At 42.0% G+C, this 18,348-nt stretch carries 15 protein-coding genes; 9 read left to right on the top strand and 6 right to left on the bottom strand.

Annotated elements, in window-relative coordinates; translation table 11 throughout:
* The first annotated feature begins 179 nt into the window (after positions 1-179).
* Positions 180-2,909 (top strand): zinc-dependent metalloprotease, encoded by a 2,730-nt coding sequence (locus ACL6C3_RS06810; protein WP_413166408.1) that lies wholly within the window; start codon positions 180-182, stop codon positions 2,907-2,909.
* A gap of 10 nt (positions 2,910-2,919) precedes the next feature.
* Here the strand turns inward: ACL6C3_RS06810 and ACL6C3_RS06815 are convergent, their stop codons facing one another.
* Positions 2,920-3,117, bottom strand: coding sequence for a type II toxin-antitoxin system HicB family antitoxin (locus ACL6C3_RS06815; protein ID WP_413166409.1), 198 nt, complete (start codon positions 3,115-3,117; stop codon positions 2,920-2,922).
* A 260-nt stretch (positions 3,118-3,377) separates the two neighbouring features.
* Complete coding sequence (locus tag ACL6C3_RS06820) at positions 3,378-4,742, bottom strand: NB-ARC domain-containing protein (RefSeq protein ID WP_413166410.1); 1,365 nt, start codon at positions 4,740-4,742, stop codon at positions 3,378-3,380.
* 402 nt (positions 4,743-5,144) lie between these two features.
* On the opposite strand from ACL6C3_RS06820, the gene ACL6C3_RS06825 reads away from it, so the two are divergent.
* The gene (locus ACL6C3_RS06825) at positions 5,145-5,729 is read left to right on the top strand and encodes a hypothetical protein (RefSeq protein WP_413166411.1); all 585 of its coding nucleotides are present in this window, start codon (positions 5,145-5,147) and stop codon (positions 5,727-5,729) included.
* A 350-nt stretch (positions 5,730-6,079) separates the two neighbouring features.
* Here the strand turns inward: ACL6C3_RS06825 and ACL6C3_RS06830 are convergent, their stop codons facing one another.
* Together ACL6C3_RS06830 and ACL6C3_RS06835 are read right to left on the bottom strand one after the other, a co-directional pair.
* Positions 6,080-8,353: a calcium-binding protein gene (locus ACL6C3_RS06830; RefSeq protein ID WP_413166412.1), complete on the bottom strand. Its 2,274-nt coding sequence runs from the start codon at positions 8,351-8,353 to the stop codon at positions 6,080-6,082.
* 484 nt (positions 8,354-8,837) lie between these two features.
* Complete coding sequence (locus ACL6C3_RS06835; protein WP_413166413.1) at positions 8,838-9,443, bottom strand: hypothetical protein; 606 nt, start codon at positions 9,441-9,443, stop codon at positions 8,838-8,840.
* 158 nt (positions 9,444-9,601) lie between these two features.
* Here ACL6C3_RS06835 and ACL6C3_RS06840 point away from each other — a divergent pair, with 158 nt between their 5' ends.
* Positions 9,602-10,675, top strand: coding sequence for an acyl-CoA dehydrogenase family protein (locus tag ACL6C3_RS06840; RefSeq protein WP_413166414.1), 1,074 nt, complete (start codon positions 9,602-9,604; stop codon positions 10,673-10,675).
* On the opposite strand, the gene ACL6C3_RS06845 is transcribed toward ACL6C3_RS06840, so the two are convergent.
* Both ACL6C3_RS06845 and ACL6C3_RS06850 read right to left on the bottom strand, forming a co-directional pair.
* A complete protein-coding gene (locus tag ACL6C3_RS06845; RefSeq protein WP_413166415.1) occupies positions 10,646-10,891 on the bottom strand; it encodes a hypothetical protein in 246 nt (81 codons plus the stop codon). The genes ACL6C3_RS06840 and ACL6C3_RS06845 overlap by 30 nt on opposite strands.
* 371 nt (positions 10,892-11,262) lie before the next feature.
* Positions 11,263-11,466: a hypothetical protein gene (locus ACL6C3_RS06850; RefSeq protein WP_413166416.1), complete on the bottom strand. Its 204-nt coding sequence runs from the start codon at positions 11,464-11,466 to the stop codon at positions 11,263-11,265.
* A gap of 100 nt (positions 11,467-11,566) precedes the next feature.
* Between ACL6C3_RS06850 and ACL6C3_RS06855 the strand changes: the two genes are divergently transcribed.
* The 6 genes from ACL6C3_RS06855 to ACL6C3_RS06880 all read left to right on the top strand — a co-directional run bounded on the left by ACL6C3_RS06855 (position 11,567) and on the right by ACL6C3_RS06880 (position 18,322).
* A complete protein-coding gene (locus ACL6C3_RS06855) occupies positions 11,567-15,547 on the top strand; it encodes a magnesium chelatase subunit H (RefSeq protein WP_413166417.1) in 3,981 nt (1,326 codons plus the stop codon).
* Between the two features lie 119 nt (positions 15,548-15,666).
* Positions 15,667-15,969 carry a hypothetical protein gene (locus ACL6C3_RS06860; RefSeq protein WP_413166418.1) on the top strand — a complete coding sequence of 101 codons (303 nt, stop codon included), beginning with the start codon at positions 15,667-15,669 and terminating at the stop codon, positions 15,967-15,969.
* Positions 15,966-16,466, top strand: a complete 501-nt coding sequence (locus ACL6C3_RS06865) for a PIN domain-containing protein (protein WP_413166419.1) — start codon at positions 15,966-15,968, stop codon at positions 16,464-16,466. The genes ACL6C3_RS06860 and ACL6C3_RS06865 overlap by 4 nt, the downstream gene beginning before the upstream one ends.
* Before the next feature lie 18 nt (positions 16,467-16,484).
* The gene (locus ACL6C3_RS06870) at positions 16,485-16,688 is read left to right on the top strand and encodes a type II toxin-antitoxin system HicB family antitoxin (protein WP_413166420.1); all 204 of its coding nucleotides are present in this window, start codon (positions 16,485-16,487) and stop codon (positions 16,686-16,688) included.
* Positions 16,689-17,804: 1,116 nt separating this feature from the next.
* Positions 17,805-18,071 (top strand): type II toxin-antitoxin system HicB family antitoxin, encoded by a 267-nt coding sequence (locus ACL6C3_RS06875; RefSeq protein ID WP_413166421.1) that lies wholly within the window; start codon positions 17,805-17,807, stop codon positions 18,069-18,071.
* 5 nt (positions 18,072-18,076) lie between these two features.
* Positions 18,077-18,322 carry a type II toxin-antitoxin system HicA family toxin gene (locus ACL6C3_RS06880; RefSeq protein ID WP_413166422.1) on the top strand — a complete coding sequence of 82 codons (246 nt, stop codon included), beginning with the start codon at positions 18,077-18,079 and terminating at the stop codon, positions 18,320-18,322.
* The last annotated feature ends 26 nt before the right edge of the window (positions 18,323-18,348 follow it).

Genomic DNA, 18,348 nt, shown 5'->3' on the forward strand with positions numbered 1-18,348 from the left:
GCCAATGAAAACTTTGGATAATAGACTGGCAAGTTTTAATCAAAAATTTGCGAGTTTTGGTGAAAAACTGTATCGTAGCCCTCTATTTATAATGAAACCTTGAATATGTTCTAATGTGCTGATTGCTGTTTTCCACTCCCAAACCTACCCTCTGCTGACATTTAGTTTGATTCTTAGGAATGAGAAAAGTTAAGACATTTTTCGCTCTGTTTAGCCTGTCTATACTGCTAACCTTAGCATTATCGGCGCTACAAGTTAATCCACTCCACGCCGCGACAGAATCAGCATCGTGGCTGATGGCTCAGGAACAAACGAACAACCGCAGCTTTGAAGAAATTGTTAAAAATAGTCAGAAAAAAGAAGGGCTATTTACGCTTTATCATAATCAAGAAACCGGAAAAGTTCATCTTGAACTATCTCCCGAACAACTGCAAAAAAATTATCTCTGCTTTATTAGTTTAGAATCGGGAATTGGTGAAGGGGGAATTTTTCGGGGATTAGATTTGAATGAGTTTTTATTTCAATGGCGGCGACAAAATAACAAGGTGCAGTTGGTGGTTCCGAATATTAATTTTAGAACCCAACCGAACGACCCGCAAAGCCGATCTGTTAATCGTTCTGTGAGCGATTCTGTGCTTTATTCTCTCCCTATTCTTAGCACTCATCCCGAACGTCAAAGCATACTGATTGATTTGACTAATGTGATTACCAGCGATCGCGATCTGTCTAATTTGGCGAATTCTTTCTCTAAGTTTCTCGGTTCTCGCTACAGTATCGATTCGGAAAAATCCTATGTTTATCAGGTGAAAAGTTTCCCCCTCAATATTGAGATTGAATCGGTTTTTGGGTTCTCCGAAAATAGTGGAAGTCGCGGTAGAACTCTATCTTCGCTTCCCGACAGTCGAGCATTTAACCTCAATGTTCGCTATAGTTTTATCGAAGTTCCGACAGAAAATAGTTATCGTCCGCGTCTGGCCGATGAACGGGTCGGATTCTTTACCAGCGCCTACAAAGACCTTTCTAATTCTACGGGTCGCTCTCCGTTTGTGCGTTATATTAATCGCTGGAATTTGCAAAAACAAGATCCCAATTCTCCCCTTTCTCCTCCGATTAAACCGATAGTATTTTGGATAGAAAATACCGTTCCTTTAGAATATCGAGAGGCGATTACTGAAGGGGTGTTAATGTGGAATGAAGCCTTTGAAAAAGCGGGTTATCAAGATGCAATTCAAGTCAAACAAATGCCCGACGATGCCCCTTGGGACCCCGCAGACGTGCGCTACAATACGATTCGTTGGTCTACGTCTTTTCAACCCTGGTTTAATGGGTACGGGCCGTCTCATGTTAATCCGTTAACGGGTCAAATTTTAGATGCAGATATTGTGATTGAAAGCAATGCTGTTGCTAAGTTTTATGAGGGAGTTGGCTTTTTAATTGATAATAACGAAGGAAATAACAGTCAACAAAATAGCAGTTCCCAGATGAACCGAAATCCTTGTAATTTGGGACGGTTATCTTTGGCAGCAACTTCGGCTGCAAATGTTAATTTATCCCATGATATTTCTTCAGAACATTTATGTTTTGGATTTGAATCAAACCGTCAGTTGGCGATGGGTGCGATGGCGATGTCGTTATTTGATGGTGTTAACGAAAATAGTCCGAAAATTCAAGACTATGTACACCAGTATTTAAGATTTCTCACCGCCCATGAAGTCGGTCATACATTGGGACTGCGACACAATTTTCACGGTAGCACTTTACTTTCGCCAGAACAACTCAATGATACAAATATTACCCACAATTTGGGATTAGTTGGCTCGGTAATGGATTATGTTCCGGTGAATCTCGCCCCGAAAGGTGAACCGCAAGGCGATTATTTTCCGATTATTATTGGGCCTTACGATCGTTGGGCAATTGAATATGGTTATACTCCAACTACCGCCAATACTCTGTATGCAGAAGAACAATTTTTAAAAGATATTGCTCAAAAATCCGGCGAACCCGAATTATCTTTTGCTACCGATGAAGACTTGTGGGGTGTATTTCTCGATCCGGCGGCGAATGTGTTTGATTTGAGTAATAATATGTTGCAGTATTCCGAGTGGCAACTTGATAATGCGATCGCCATGTGGGATCGTTTAGAAAGCCGTTCTCCCCGTGCGGGTGAGGGATATTATCAAATTCGACGGATGTTTGAAACCATCTTTGGTTACTATCAAAATCACGCCGAAAATATTGTGCTTTATATTGGGGGTCAGTCGTTTAATCGCAATAGAATTGGCGATCCAAATGGACGATTACCTTTTGAACCCATTCCGGTTATTCAACAGCGTGAAGCCTTAGCAACCTTGCAGAAATATGTGTTTTCTGAAGAAGCGTTTCAATTTTCACCTCAGTTATTGAATAAACTCGCCCCTTCCCGTTGGCAAGATTGGGGAAATCCCGATGCAAATTCTTCTTTAGAATATCGAATTGGCGATCGCATTTTGCGGTTACAAAAATCGATTTTAGAAGAAATTTTAGCGCCGACTCGTTTGGTGCGGTTGCGAGATTTAGAATTCAAAACTGCACCCAACAATTCCCTAACAATGCCGGAGTTATTTGAAGCGTTGCAAAATAGTATTTGGACTGAGGTTTTACAACCCGAAGAGGGAGTTGAGATTTCAGGGATTAGACGTTCATTGCAGCGCGAACATCTGAATTTATTAACTAAAATGGTGTTGCGTGAAGTGAGCGTTCCCGAAGATGCGTTAACCTTAGCTTGGTTTCAGTTGAAGCAGTTACAAGAAGTGTTGGATAAAACGTTAGAAAAGCATAATGACGGAATGAATGCTTACACGTTGGCGCATTTAGAAATGACACGCGATCGCATTGTTAAAACGTTAGGAGCGCAGTTACAAACGAATTAAATACTCAAAACTAGAGTAGTTCTAAAAAATACTCTAAATTCAAACTCAAGCTGTCTTCAGTGGGTTCAAGATATAACTCAATTGCTTCTTGAATATTGGAGAGGGCTTCACTAATATTTTCGCCTTCACTAATGCAACCGGGAAGAGAAGGAACAAAGACAGTGTATCCTCCCTCTTCACTGGGTTCAAGCACAACTTTTAGCTTCATAGATGTAAGTTGTTCACTACGCTTACATTTTTTAGCATGGAAACCTGTTTCTGTCAAAAGACTGGAGAACGTGAATAAAGCGATCGCAAATTATCCGATTGTTATATCATCTCCGATTAATCAATAATCATTCTGTAGGGGCGGGTTCCGCCAAGATCTTTACGACTACTCTGAGATTTACATAAACCCGCCCCACGCCATAACGCAATTAATCAACCAGGAGATCATATTAAAACGTTAGGAGTGCAGTTACAAACGAATTAACTTGTCAAATAATGGATCAGCAAGGGATGTAGAGAAAAAAGAGCCGATGTTGTATCTACGAGCGCTCGCGCTTTGAGAAATTCTAACGTTCCTAAGAGGGTATTTCCTGAGATAGAGTGTGAAAGATGCGATCGCAACTGGGAAAAAGAAAGGGGTGCATTTTGAGTTGCCAAAGCTTTGATGATTTGTTGCGCGGGTACGGATAAAGCGCTCAACTGTTCGTCTAATAGCTCACCAATATCTTCAGAAATTAGGGTTTTGTGATTGAAGAAATTGGTGAGACTGCTATCAAAGAAACGCTGAATGGTTGTGGCAACAAGGGCAAGAATCAAAGGATTACCATCGTAATACTCAACCAAGCGGTTCCATTCGTCATCCGTTCCTTGAAATTTACCTTTTGCGTTTAACATCTGTTGAATATCTGCAACTTGTAAACCCCGCACACCTAAAGAATGAACTCCTAAATTTTCCCCAATAAAGGGTTGAATTTCTGTGGGTTCGACTTGACTCGTTAGTATCACACAGCTTTGATGTTTTGCCTGTGCTAAGTGTTTGAGTAGTTGACTGTAGGCTTCATAGTCATAATCATTGATCGAAGCGATTTTTGGGATCTGACTTGGCAGAATAGATTCAACGTTATCCAAAATCAATAAACAGCGTTTCCGTCTCAAAATATCCATCAATTTCCGGATTTTAGCGTTGATATTTTCTGGAATACTCGGGTGAGACTCGCCCGTGAGATTGTTAATCAAATCATCGAGAAAATCGCCAAAAGGTAAGGGAGAATGCGATCGCGATATCGGTTGAAGACTCCGCCAAACCAAAACCTTGAATTCCGGTTGTATTTGTTCTGCTAATTTGGTCGCCAACCAGGTTTTACCGATGCCAACAATACCGAAAAGCGTGATTAAACGACAGCGATCTTCTAGAACCCATTGCTGCAAAGTTTCCAATTCTGTTGTGCGACCACAGAACATTGAAACATCGGGCGCTAAACCCCAACTGACCACATGATTTTGGGGAGGAAATGCTGTTACCAACGCTTCGTTTTCGGGGGTGGAGGGGACGAGTATAGTTGTTTCTTCATGTCCTCTAGGAGGCATATAATCATCCGGTTCTAAAGTTAGGTTAAAACCGTTAAAGTAGCGGGCCAAAGTTTGCAGATCAACCCCCTTTTTTCGGGCGTGGACTTTGCTGAGGGTGTGGGTTGATAGTCCGGTTTGTTCGCTGAGGGCTGCCAACGTGCAGGATTTGGTGAAATCGTTCCAAAGGTTGGTTTGGGATTGTGCGGTTTGGAGTTTTTGAAATCCTTGCTGAGTGAGGATGGCAACTTTTCTGCATCGTTGTCTGAGGGTAGGCATGGGTAGATGTGTGAAGGAAGATAAACAAAAACAGAAAATAGATCAATCCTTCAAGAAAGATTGATATTTTACCCAGAATAAACAGATTCAGGTGAATTGGCCTGAGGCAGTTGGTAAACCTTTCTAGAAAGTTTGAGGCTTCACACATCCAAATTAACAAATATTATACGGTTGTCAAGGGTGTGATCGCCTTGGAAGTCTTGTGGAGAGGGTGTTAGAGGTGTTTTATGTAAAGTTAGAAGTAAAGTTTCCTGCTTAAGTTCGCAAACTTCGATGGTGATAGGTTTTTGTTCAAGCTAGAAATATTACAGAGATTCTGAATGAGTCTCAAGGCGATTCCTGAAGACAATAAGCAAGAATCACTTCTGATCCGCAACTCTAGAAAAACACGGAGGAAATTTAATGTCCATCATCACGGAGCCAATGACCCAAGCAGAATTTGAAGATTTCTTGGATAAAGTCAAGAGGTATAGTCTCGCAACAGTCAAAGGACAGGCAGCACAACCATTACCGAGGTCTATTTCACTACTCTTTGTTAACGCTAAGTCGTTCTCTAGTGAGTCCCTAAATCAATTTGAAAAAACGCTCAACCAAGAGACCGGTTCAGACATGAAGCGATGGAAAGACGGCTCAGAATCGGCTATAAGTGAGGTAACAGAGCAAAAGCTCGACCAAAATATAACCGATGATGAGTGGGAGCTGCTGTTGAACAAGAAAAAGGAGGAAGATATAAAGTTTGCCGTCCAAAAAATTGAAGATGTATATAAGAAGGTAATAGAACGCGGAAAAAACCACCCTGAAGAGCGAGAAGCATTGATTGCTATCCTCAACACTATAACTGGCGCTATCAAGCTAGTTGTAGATATAGTGGTATCTTTTCTCGAAGAGATAGCACGGAAAATATGGCTGTGGTTAAAAGAAACCTTCGAGAAGATCAAGATAACGTTCATAACTGTTACTGAGGCGATCACTAACTTTTTCGGTTGAGGCAACGAAACCTAGCCTTATCTTTTCCCGGTTTATAGCAATTCTCATAGCTGTGAGGTACAGTGAATTTTATCTATTTTCCCGTGTAAAATAGGCGCCTTAAATAAGGTGTACCTCATAAGTTCGAGAAACGCTTATATGGATGTGTTGGGTTGAACTTCGTTTGACCCAACCTACTTTTTATTTCTTCTACCAATCGCGATCGCCAATTTTGTAGGTTAGCCGGAGGTAACGAAACCCAACATTATCTTTTTTTATCCGACTTTAAAAAGCATTATAGAGACGCACCTTAGCACGTCTCTACAAACAAATTAGTTAACCGGATTAGATATTATAGGCGGCCAAGAAAACTAGACAAAGATGAAGTAATCTTCCTCTAAACTGGGGAAAGGTGTTCCTTGAATAATGGCAACTAATTCATCGTTATCTCCAACGGTTCGGTAAAGGGCGGCTCCATCGGGTAAACCAGATGGTCGTTCGTCTAAGCGATAATCTTCAGGAGAACCGTTTAACTGAATGATATCTTCCGAGGGGTTAAAATCGCGAATTAAAGCGTAATCATCCAAACCGGAAACTGTTGCATCGCCATCGTTATAATAGGCTTGTAAACTGTCTCCTAAACTGAAAGTATCGGAACCTTCACCGCCAAATAAAGTATCAATTTCAGCGTTTCCGGCATTAATTTCGTTGGGGTCAACGCCGATTAAAAAGTCCTCACCGCGATCGCCTTGGAGAATATCATTACCTTTTTCTCCTTCGAGGGTATCGTTTCCTTGACCTCCGTAAAGGGTATCATCTCCATCTCCGGCTTTGAGAATATCGGTTCCTTCATTACCATTCAGCCAGTCGTTATCATCCTCGCCGTAAAGGTAATCATCACCCAAATCACCGAACAAAGTATCTTCTCCAACTTGACCCCGCAACGTGTCATCATCTTGACCTCCGTAGAGGAAATCATTTCCATTTCCCCCTTCGATAAAGTCATCATCTTGATTACCAAATAAGATATCATTTCCGTCATTTCCAAACAGGTTATCATCTTCGGCTCCACCAAAGAGTAAATCTGCACCCTCAAAACCTCGGAGAATTTCGCTTTCGTCGGTTCCAATTTCAATGTCATCGTCGTCAGTACCCGCTATACTTTCACCGGATATTTCGGGAACGGTTGGTAACGGTTCGGGTTCGGGTATAGGTTGAGGTTCGGGTTCCGGTGAGGGTTCCGGTGAGGGTTCCGGTGAGGGTTCCGGTGAGGGTGCAGGGGGTGGGGTGATAATTGGAGGGGTGACAACGGGAGTTGGACTGGGTTCAGGTGTTGCAACAGGTTCGGGTTCCGGTTCAGGTTCCGGTTGAGGTTCGGGTTCAGGTTCCGGTTGAGGTTCGGGTTCCGGTTCGGGTTGAGGTTCGGGTGTGGGAACGGGTTCCGGTTGAGGTGCGGGTACGGGAACGGGTTCGGGTGTGGGAACGGGTTCCGGTGAGGGTTCGGGTTGAGGTTCCGGTTGAGGTGTGGGAACGGGTTCGGGAACGGGTTCGGGAACGGGTTCCGGTTCGGGTGTTGGTGCGGGAACGGGTTCCGGTTGAGGTGTTGGAACGGGTTGTGCGGGTTGGGGAATTGTGATCGGTACTTGAGGAGTGGAAGCGTTTATGAGTTGAAAACTAAAGTTGTAGCTACCTCTACCATTTACAGCGCCAAAACCTTGATTATTGTTATCCAAAATTAGCGTGTAGGTTCCGGTTGTTTCGAGGAGTGCCTGAAGCGGTGAAAATGGAATATCTTCTTCGGATTCCACGAAGGTTCCATTGGGGTCAAATAAATGTGCTTCGAGTTCAAAAGGAAATCCCGAGTCAGTGCCATTGATGAGAACCAAATCCCCCGCCTGCGCCTCAAAGGTATAAGTATCAATTTCCCCAAACAAATCAATACTTCCCGAATAAACTTGATTGGGATTGATAGGAATCGCACCAATGGGATCGGGAATGCGCTGAAGCATTAATCCGTAGCCACCGGTAGCCGCCTGCCGAGTTTCGCCAAAAAGAAGTGTGTAGGTTCCTTCAACGGGATGATTAACCCAAAAACTTTTACCTTTAGGCTCAATAACAGTCTCAAATCCCTGTGTGAGCAAACTACCATCCGGCGCAAATACTTCTATATCTGGAGAAAGTGAAGGATCTCCAAAACCCGAACCGTTAATAAAGATAGTTTCCCCGGCTTCTTTGGTAAAAGTATAGGTATCTTCTTCGCCGGGAACGCTGAGATTAGCCGGTATATAAACGCCTGGATTAATCGGAATTGCACCGACGGGGTTGTTAGTACGTTGAGCAAAAACGATGTAATCACCAATACCGTCGAACTCTTCCCTAACTAAAAACTCAATCGTTGTATCCGCAAGTGCAGAAACCTGAAACTCTAGCTTTTCATCTAAAATAAGACCTCCCTCAACAACATTTATAATTGCGGTACCCGGGGCGGCGCTGACAATTGCACCGGGTTTAAAGTTATCGAGGCGGCGATCGGCGACAGTCAGATAAACTTGATCTCCCGCAGCCACATCCAGCGTATAGATGTCTTCTTCGTCTACAACGCTAATTTCCCCCGGAAAGGGAACACCAAACGTTAATGATGTCATAAAAGGACGGTGGTGTAAACTTTTGTAACGTCAAATCTCAGTATAGATCAGTTTGATCCGCATTTTCACTCATCTGAACGTAAAAAACTACGGTACTGTTATTACTATCGTCAACATTCCAACAGGGGACGATGAGGATAATTTTGTTTTAGATCTTTTCTTTTTCTATGGATATGTTGGGTTGCACTTCGTTTAACCCAACCTACTTTTTATTCCCTCTACTCCGAAGCGATCGCAAATCTTGTAGGTGGGGTTGAGGCAACGAAACCCAAGATGATCTTTTCTGTTTTTATATAGATGTGTTGGGTTGCACTTCGTTTGACCCAACCTACTTTTTATTCCCTCTACTCCGAAGCGATCGCAAATCTTGTAGGTGGGGTTGAGGTAACGAAACCCAACATTATTTTTTTCCGGTTTATGTGGATGTGTTGGGTTGCACTTCGTTTAACCCAACCTACTTTTTTGGGGTTTGAATTCAAGATATTTAAGATAACGCTTGAACTAATATTCGCATTAACGGTTCAATATCTTCGGGAACGCGATAACTTTCTAAACCTTGTTCGATCTGTTTTTGTTCGCGGTTTAATCGGGCAAATTCCCAAATTTTTCCCGTTGTTACCGCACCAACGAGATGGGTTTGCTGCTTGTTTTCTTGCCATTGTTCTAAAGCGATTAATTCGGCGATCAGTTGACTCATTCCATAATCTAAGTCTTCTTTTTTGGCTTCGATCACCAATAAACTATTGACATTTTCCAGAAAATAATCAAAACTCCCCTGCAACTGTTCGCTAACTTTAATCGAATATTCGATAAAAATTTCCGATTTTGTATAATAAACCAAGTCAAAAATCAAAGGAGAAATTAATATCTCTCTCCTCGCCTGTTCGCTGGATAAAGAAGCATAGGGTAAAATTTCTTCAATTCGTTGTTTTAATTGGTTTATTCTGTCCAAATCTCCCTGATCTTGTGGTAAGTTCAGCTTGGTTCTGGAAAATGAATAACCGAAGTATTTGGCTAAATCTTTCGGTTCTATTTTGAGTTCAAAAATTTTACTGAACGTATAAGATTGTTCGGGGTTAATAATTTTCATAATTCTGGCTATATGAAAATATTATTTTAATCTATCATAGCAAAGTCTGAGGACGTTATATCAAATTAATAATAAATTGATCTCCTGTTATCTGGGCTTGCAATTTCGGGCGTTTTGCGTCACAACATAAGGAATAGCTGATTATATAGGTATCAAACGTGTCTGATTTTCTCCAACAAACCGAAGCCTACTTACAAACTTCCGTTGCTTCTATTGCCAATGAAATTGATAGTTCTTCTGGCCGACTACAAGAAGCTTTTGAAGGCTTAGGAAATTTGGGCGTGTTGGCTTTACGAGTTCCCCAACAGTGGGGCGGAAAACAAGCGAGTTCGGAAGATTTTGCTCGATTTCAAGAACTAATTTCCCGATATTCGGGGGCGTTGGCGTTTCTACAAACTCAACATCAAAGTGCTGCGGGAATGTTAATGCAGAGTTCAAATTCTGAACTGAAAGAAGTTTATCTTCCCCAAATGAGTCACGGAAAAATAACGGTTGGGGTTGGTTTTTCTCAGCTTAGACGCAGTGGAAAACCGACTATTATTGCCAAAGAAGTTTCGGGCGGATACGAACTAAATGGAAATGTTCCTTGGGTGACGGGATGGACTATTTTTCAAGCGTTTATTGTTGCTGCAACTTTACCGGATGGACGGGCGGTTTTTGGCTTGGTTCCGTTTGAAAATATAAACACTTCGCCGGGTGAAATTCAACTGAGTTCGCCGATGTCTTTGTGTGCGATGACGTCTACAAATACTGTGAGTGCGAGTTTAACGCAATGGTTCTTACCCTCCGAAAAAGTGGTTTCGGTTAAACCTGCGGGTTGGATAGCGGAAAATGATGATAAAAATGCTTTGAAAGCGAGTTTTTTTGCGTTGGGATGTGCGAGGGCGGGGCTGGATATTTTAGAAACTAATTTTCAGAAAAAAGGGTTTACTTTTATTGGAGAAACTGTTAATCTATTGATGGAGGAACTCAATCAATGCCGGACAAAGATTCAACAGGCACAAGAAAATCCTTCTCTGAGTTTGGCGGAAAAATATCAACTCAGGGCTTGGGCGATTAATTTGGCGGTTCGTTGCAGTCACGGGGCGGTTATTGCATCGAGTGGGGCGGCAAATTTAAGCCAACATCACGCCCAACGGGTTTATCGAGAAGCGTTAGTTTTTAGTGTTTCGGGTCAAACAAAAGGCTTAATGGAAGCGAGTTTAAATACTGTTATTCCGTCCAAATTTTAATCGAATTAAATCAACCCGGTTTCGAGTTAAAAAAATACCGGGTTTTTGGTTTACTTCCATTCGCCCTTTTTTTAGCGCTTGTTGAAAGTCGGAAGCGTTTCCCCGTCGAAAAAGTTGTAAAGCTTCGAGGTCGTGGCTTTCTGCTTGGGTGTAGGAGTCGTTTGTTGGAGTCCGGGCGTCCGTCTGACTTTTTGAAAAGGAAAGGGTTAAAAACACCAAAAACAGATTTACAACTCGACCGAACTTTTTGCCGTTTTAAACATCCAGATAGATTTTACCACGTCTTGCTTCTGTTGTCATATCTCACCCACAACCCCAAGGTAAATCGGAATTATCCCTTCTAATTTATCGCAACTCCTTTGCAAATTAGGAAGGGTTTTAGGGGTGATGTCGCGCCGCGCGATCTTTAAATACATATTTTAATATTTTTGTCAAGTTACAATTTGTTATCTAGTTTTAAGAGTAATCACTCACAAAATGTCAAGTTTTGTTACGAAAGATTTCGATTTTCTTGTCGAATTATGTCAGTTCGGGGAAAAAAAGGTTTTAAGTTAACGTTTTCTGGTAACAATACTCATAGTGCAATTTCATGCAATTGGATAAAAATAGGCAATATTGCGGTTGGCAATGCAGCCAAGGTTTAATCCAATTGTGTAGAAATGGCCATGAAGAAACGGCAAAAGTTGAGGAGAAATCCAACACCGATCGTTTCTAATTGCAAGCACTCGAACCCGAGAAACAGAAACTCGCGATCGCAAAGGTAAGCCGCATGGGTTGACTCGCCATCCCATTTATGCTTAGATATTTTGCTCAGAGATCTGTTTCAAATTCCAACCAAGCCTGATATTTTCCATTTAAAGAAAGCCGACTCAAAGGGACTGAAAGGTTTATATGTTTACATACGTTAAGCCCACTGTTAGACACATCAAACCCGATAATCTGAACGGACGAGCGCTCCTCAAAGTCGTCTACGTGGTGTTAGAAGCACAATATCAAAGTGCGTTATCTGCTGCGGTTCGTTCAATCAATAAAAATAACCCGAATTTAGCCATTGAAATCAGCGGTTATTTAATTGAGGAATTAAGAAACCCCGATAACTATGAAGACTTAAAAAAAGATATCGCCGAAGCCAATATCTTTATTGCTTCTCTAATTTTCATCGAAGACTTAGCCGAAAAAGTTGTAGAAGCGGTTACGCCCCATCGAGATAACCTTGATGTCGCGGTTGTTTTCCCCTCCATGCCCCAGGTAATGCGCCTCAATAAAATGGGCAGTTTTTCGATGGCGCAACTGGGACAAAGCAAAAGCGCGATCGCTCAATTTATGAAAAAACGGAAGGAAAAATCCGGTTCTTCCTTCCAAGATGGGATGCTAAAACTGTTGCGAACCCTGCCGAAAGTTCTCAAATATATGCCCATTGACAAAGCGCAGGATGCCCGCAATTTTATGATGTCTTTCCAATATTGGTTGGGCGGTTCTTCGGAGAACTTGGAGAACTTCTTACTGATGTTGGCGGATAAATACGTTTTCAAAAATAGCGAGTTCAAATATGCCGATCCCGTTGTCTATCCCGACATGGGAATTTGGCATCCTTTGGCGCCGAAAATGTATGAAGACGTCAGCGAATATTTGCAGTGGTATAATAGCCGAGATGATATTAGCGACGATCAAAAAGATCCCCTCGCGCCCTGCGTTGGCTTAGTCTTACAACGCACCCATTTAGTAACAGGAGATGACGCCCATTATGTGGCAATGGCACAGGAACTCGAAGCGATGGGCGCCCGAGTTATTCCGGTATTTGCGGGCGGTTTAGACTTCTCCAAACCCGTCGATGAATATTTCTGGGATAACCCCCCGAAAGGCATTCAAGCCCAACCGTTGGTGGATGCGGTGGTTTCCCTCACCGGGTTTGCCCTGGTCGGCGGCCCCGCCCGTCAGGATCACCCGAAAGCGATAGAATCGTTAAAACGCCTCAACCGTCCCTACATGGTCGCCCTGCCTTTGGTGTTCCAAACTACCGAAGAATGGGAAGGCAGCGAGTTGGGCCTGCACCCGATCCAAGTGGCGTTACAGATCGCCATTCCCGAACTTGACGGCGCCATCGAACCCATTATCGCCTCCGGACGGGATGGGGCCACCGGGAAAGCGATCGCCCTGCAAGATCGGATCGAAGCGATCGCACAACGGGCGATGAAATGGGCAAACCTGCGGAAAAAACCCAAACTCGACAAAAAAATTGCCATCACTATTTTTAGTTTCCCGCCCGATAAAGGAAACGTTGGAACTGCAGCTTATTTAGATGTATTCGGTTCCATTTATGAGGTGATGAAAGCCTTAAAAAATAACGGTTATGACCTCCCAGAATTGCCGGAGTCTGCCGAACAATTAATGCAGGAAGTTATTCACGACGCCACCGCCCAATATCAAAGCCCAGAGTTAAATGTTGCCTATCGAATGTCGGTGGAACAATACGAACGTTTGACACCTTATTCCGAACGTTTGCACGAAAATTGGGGACCACCTCCGGGGCATTTAAACACCGACGGCGAGAATTTATTAATCTACGGAAAACAGTTTGGAAATCTGTTTATTGGGGTACAGCCAACATTCGGTTATGAAGGCGATCCGATGCGGTTGTTGTTCTCCCGTTCGGCCAGTCCCCATCACGGTTTTGCCGCTTATTACACCTTCTTAGAACAGGTTTGGCAAGCCGATGCGGTGCTGCATTTCGGAACGCACGGATCGTTGGAATTTATGCCCGGAAAACAGATGGGAATGTCGGGCGAATGTTACCCGGATAATTTAATTGGCACCATTCCCAATATCTATTATTATGCTGCCAATAATCCCAGCGAAGCGACCATTGCCAAACGCCGCAGTTATGCTGCGACTATTTCTTATCTGACTCCGGCTGCGGAAAATGCGGGGCTGTACAAAGGTTTGCAGGAATTAAATGAGTTGGTTGGTTCCTATCAAACCTTAAAAAATAGCGGTCGGGGCGTGCAAATTGTTAACACCATTATCGAAAAATCTCGGATGGTGAACCTCGATCAAGATGTGAATTTACCCGAATGCGATGCGGGTGAACTTTCGGCCGAGGAACGTGATAATGTAGTTGGGCAAGTGTATCGCCGCTTGATGGAAATTGAGTCGCGTTTATTGCCCTGCGGTTTGCATATTATTGGGAAGCCTCCCACCGCAGAAGAAGCGATCGCCACGTTGGTGAATATTGCTAGTTTAGATCGCGAAGAAGATGGGCTGTTGAGTTTGCCTCATATTATCGCCAATAGTATTAACCGCGATCTCGAAGAAATTTACCGCAATAATGATAATGGCATCTTAGCCGATGTGGAATTATTGCAGAAAATTACCGAAGCAACAAGGGCGGCTATTGCGGCGTTAGTTAAAGAACAAACCGATGCAGAAGGACGGGTTTCTAAGGTTTCTAAACTCAACTTCTTTAACATGGGTAAAAAGGAACCCTGGATCGAAGCGTTGCATCAATTTGGCTATACAAAAGTAGACAATGAAGCCATCAAACCCCTGTTTGAATATTTGGAATTCTGCTTACAACAAGTTTGTGCGGATAACGAATTGGGGGCATTATTGCGGTCATTAGAAGGCGAATATATTCTACCCGGACCGGGAGGCGATCCCATTCGTAATCCTAACGTTTTACCGACGGGTAAAAATATGCACGCCCTCGATCCGCAGTCCATTCCAACTGCTGCTGCGGTGAAGTCTGCGGCGATTGTTGTTGAACGATTAATTGCCCGTCAAAAGATAGAAAATGGCGGCAATTATCCCGAAACAATTGCGGTGGTTTTGTGGGGAACGGATAATATTAAAACCTACGGAGAATCCCTCGCCCAAGTGATGTGGATGGTAGGCGTTAAACCGGTTCCCGATGCGTTAGGACGGGTGAACAAATTGGAGTTAATTCCCCTAGAAGAATTGGGGCGTCCGCGTATTGACGTTGTAATTAACTGTTCCGGCGTGTTCCGCGACCTGTTCATCAACCAGATGAATTTGTTGGATAAAGCGGTGAAAATGGCGGCAGAAGCCGACGAACCGTTAGAGATGAATTTTGTTCGCAAACACGCTTTAAAACAGGCCGAAGAATTGGGAATTAACTTGCGTCAGGCGGCTACTCGGGTGTTTTCTAATGCGTCTGGTTCCTATTCTTCTAACATCAACTTAGCGGTTGAAAATAGCACCTGGGAATCCGAAGAAGAGTTACAAGAAATGTATCTGAAGCGGAAATCTTTCGCCTTTAATTCGGATAATCCGGGGATGATGGATGATAACCGCCAAGTGTTTGAGTCGGCGTTAAAAACCGCAGAAGTTACTTTCCAAAACTTGGATTCTTCGGAAATTAGTTTAACCGATGTTTCCCATTATTTCGACTCTGACCCGACAAAAGTGATCAGCAGTTTACGCAAGGATGGGAAGAAACCGGCGGCGTATATTGCGGATACCACAACCGCCAATGCACAGGTTCGCACGCTATCAGAAACCGTGCGGTTAGATGCGCGAACCAAAATGTTAAATCCCAAGTGGTATGAAGGGATGTTATCTCACGGTTACGAGGGGGTTCGTGAGTTATCAAAACGCCTCGTTAATACGGTGGGATGGAGTGCTACTGCGGGTGCGGTGGATAATTGGGTTTACGAAGAAACCAATGAAACCTTCATCAAAGATGAGGCGATGCAACAGCGTTTGTTGAACCTCAATCCTCATTCTTTCCGTCGCATGGTAACAACGTTGTTGGAAGCCAACGGACGGGGTTATTGGGATACGGATGAGAGTAATTTGGATAAGTTGCGCGAGTTGTATCAGGAGATTGAAGACCGCATCGAAGGCGTCGAATAGAGACATCTAAACTCAAATTCAGTTAAATCGGTGGTAGAGGCTTTTATGTAAGTCTCTACCGTTTTTGTTAAAATAGATAAACAGCATACTATTAATTGAATTGAACAGGTCTAGTCAAAATGGTAGAACAATCTAATCAACCTCAAATTATTGATGTGAAAAAAGCGGTATTCGCTGCGCGTAATTATCTGCAATCCTTAGAAACAGACTTAGGTGGACCATTTCAAGATTTATTGTTAGAGGAAACTGAATTAACCGACGATAGAAACTTTTGGTTAATTACATTAGGATTTAACCATCAGATACAATCTCTAGCACATCCACTCGGTATTAGTTATTCAAAAGAAGAACGAAAATATAAAATTTTAAAAGTTAATGCAGAAACAGGTGAGGTTGAATCCATGAAAATTAGAGAGTTATGATTGATTACATTCGAGGATTGTTGCAACAATATAAGCAAAAAGGTATCTTAGTTGATACTAATATTTTACTTTTGTTATTTGTCGGAACAGTTAATCCTAATAGAATTGAGAAATTTAAACGAACTCAGCAGTTTAATAAAGAAGATTATCAGCTATTATCAGCCATTCTAAAAGATTTCTCAAAAATTGTAGTAACGCCTAATATTTTAACCGAAGTCAACAGCTTTATTAATCAACTCAGTGATCCTGAACGTTCTGAATGCTTGAACGCTTTAACCCAAGCTGTTAATCAGTTAGATGAGTCTTATATAAAGAGTAAAGTGGCTACTCAAGTCGAAAATTTTACAAAATTTGGATTGACAGATTGTGGGATTATTCATTTAGCACGGGATTCCTATCTCGTTTTAACGGATGATTTAAAATTAGCGAACTATCTTCAAAAAATTGGTATTGATGCGATCAACTTTAACAATATTCGAGGATATGGCTGGAAATAATAATTGTTAGAGTTTAAAATGAAGCTACATTATGAAATCATGCTTTTCTGGAGTTATGAAGATGAAGCGTTTATTGCAGAAGTTCCCGAACTCCCCGGATGTATGGCTGATGGTTCAACCTATCAGGAAGCGTTGCAAAATGTAGAAGTGATCATGCAAGAGTGGATAGAAACCGCTCAAGAATTAGGGCGAATCATTCCCGAACCCAAACAACATTTGTAGGGTGGGTGAGAAACGAGAATTTAATTACTCAAACATTAACGGGTTAATCTCACCCACCCTACTTATTGGTAAAACGAGAATTTAATTACTCAAACATTAACTGGTTAATTTCACCCACCCTACTTATTGGTAAAACGAGAATTTAATTACTCAAACATTAACTGGTTAATTTCACCCACCCTACTTATTGGTAAAACGATAACTTAATTACTCAAACATTAACTTGTCAATCTCACCCACTATTCCCGAACCCAAACAACATTTGTAGGGTGGGTGAGAAACGAGAATTTAATTACTCAAACATTAACTTGTCAATCTCACCCACCCTACTTATTGGTAAAACGATAACTTAATTACTCAAACATTAACTTGTCAATCTCACCCACTATTCCCGAACCCAAACAACATTTGTAGGGTGGGTGAGAAACGAGAATTTAATTACTCAAACATTAACTTGTTAATTTCACCCACCCTACTTATTGGTAAAACGATAACTTAATTACTCAAACATTAACTTGTTAATTTCACCCACTATTCCCGAACCCAAACAACATTTGTAGGGTGGGTGAGAAACGAGAATTTAATTACTCAAACATTAACTTGTTAATTTCACCCACCCTACTTATTGGTAAAACGATAACTTAATTACTCAAACATTAACTTGTTAATTTCACCCACTATTCCCGAACCCAAACAACATTTGTAGGGTGGGTGAGAAACGAGAATTTAATTACTCAAACATTAACTTGTTAATTTCACCCACCCTACTTATTGGTAAAACGATAACTTAATTACTCAAACATTAACTTGTTAATTTCACCCACTATTCCCGAACCCAAACAACATTTGTAGGGTGGGTGAGAAACGAGAATTTAATTACTCAAACATTAACTTGTCAATCTCACCCACCCTACTTATTGGTAAGTTAATTTAACAAAAATTGTTAGAATCAGGGAAAATTGCGATTGGCTCCGCCACTGCGCGGAGCGCAATCGCTATCTCGTCGCCAAATAGATTGTGATGTTGGTTGTATCGAACTAAACTTGTGCTACCGTTGTTAATAAGTTCTGATTTGTAGCAGATTTTTATAAAGAGTTCAAGGAGGTATAAAAAGCCGTGTCACAACCTATTGAAGTGCGAGTTGAAATCTTCCGAGAAGGAGATTTGTATGTCGGAGTTTGTCCGGATTTAGATGTTTCGAGTTTTGGTGAAACTGTGGAAGAAGCCAAGCAGTCTTTACAAGAAGCTTTATCTGCATTTATAGAAGAATGTGAAGCAATGGGAACTTTAGAAGAAGTTTTGGAAGAATCGGGTTTTGTTTGTCAAAATGGGAGTTGGATTTCGCGCCAACCGATCTCATCTGAATTGGTCGCTATTGGGTAAATCGAATGGCTTCCAAGCGAAAAATAACTCCAATTCCTTATAAAACGCTGGTCAAAGTGTTTGAATTAAAAGGTTTTATCGTCAAGCGTCAAAAAGGCGATCATTTAATTTTAACTAAACCGGGAATCAAACGACCCATTGTTATCAAAACTAGCCCTGGTGAAGTCCCTGTTACTCATATTTTAACAAATATAAGAACAGCAGGTATTAGCCGAGAAGAGTATTTTCAACTGTTAGACCAAGTAGAATAGTCTGCGATCCGTTAGAAGCGTCAAAG

This window comes from Capilliphycus salinus ALCB114379, from assembly GCF_047276495.1.
Lineage (GTDB): Bacteria > Cyanobacteriota > Cyanobacteriia > Cyanobacteriales > Microcoleaceae > Capilliphycus > Capilliphycus salinus.

Coding starts and splice junctions, on each gene's coding strand:
- ACL6C3_RS06810 (WP_413166408.1), top strand. CDS start 180: ATGAGAAAAGTTAAGACATTTTTCGCTCTGTTTAGCCTGTCTATACTG.
- ACL6C3_RS06815 (WP_413166409.1), bottom strand. CDS start 3,117: ATGAAGCTAAAAGTTGTGCTTGAACCCAGTGAAGAGGGAGGATACACT.
- ACL6C3_RS06820 (WP_413166410.1), bottom strand. CDS start 4,742: ATGCCTACCCTCAGACAACGATGCAGAAAAGTTGCCATCCTCACTCAG.
- ACL6C3_RS06825 (WP_413166411.1), top strand. CDS start 5,145: ATGTCCATCATCACGGAGCCAATGACCCAAGCAGAATTTGAAGATTTC.
- ACL6C3_RS06830 (WP_413166412.1), bottom strand. CDS start 8,353: ATGACATCATTAACGTTTGGTGTTCCCTTTCCGGGGGAAATTAGCGTT.
- ACL6C3_RS06835 (WP_413166413.1), bottom strand. CDS start 9,443: ATGAAAATTATTAACCCCGAACAATCTTATACGTTCAGTAAAATTTTT.
- ACL6C3_RS06850 (WP_413166416.1), bottom strand. CDS start 11,466: ATGGGATGGCGAGTCAACCCATGCGGCTTACCTTTGCGATCGCGAGTT.
- ACL6C3_RS06855 (WP_413166417.1), top strand. CDS start 11,567: ATGTTTACATACGTTAAGCCCACTGTTAGACACATCAAACCCGATAAT.
- ACL6C3_RS06860 (WP_413166418.1), top strand. CDS start 15,667: ATGGTAGAACAATCTAATCAACCTCAAATTATTGATGTGAAAAAAGCG.
- ACL6C3_RS06865 (WP_413166419.1), top strand. CDS start 15,966: ATGATTGATTACATTCGAGGATTGTTGCAACAATATAAGCAAAAAGGT.
- ACL6C3_RS06870 (WP_413166420.1), top strand. CDS start 16,485: ATGAAGCTACATTATGAAATCATGCTTTTCTGGAGTTATGAAGATGAA.
- ACL6C3_RS06880 (WP_413166422.1), top strand. CDS start 18,077: ATGGCTTCCAAGCGAAAAATAACTCCAATTCCTTATAAAACGCTGGTC.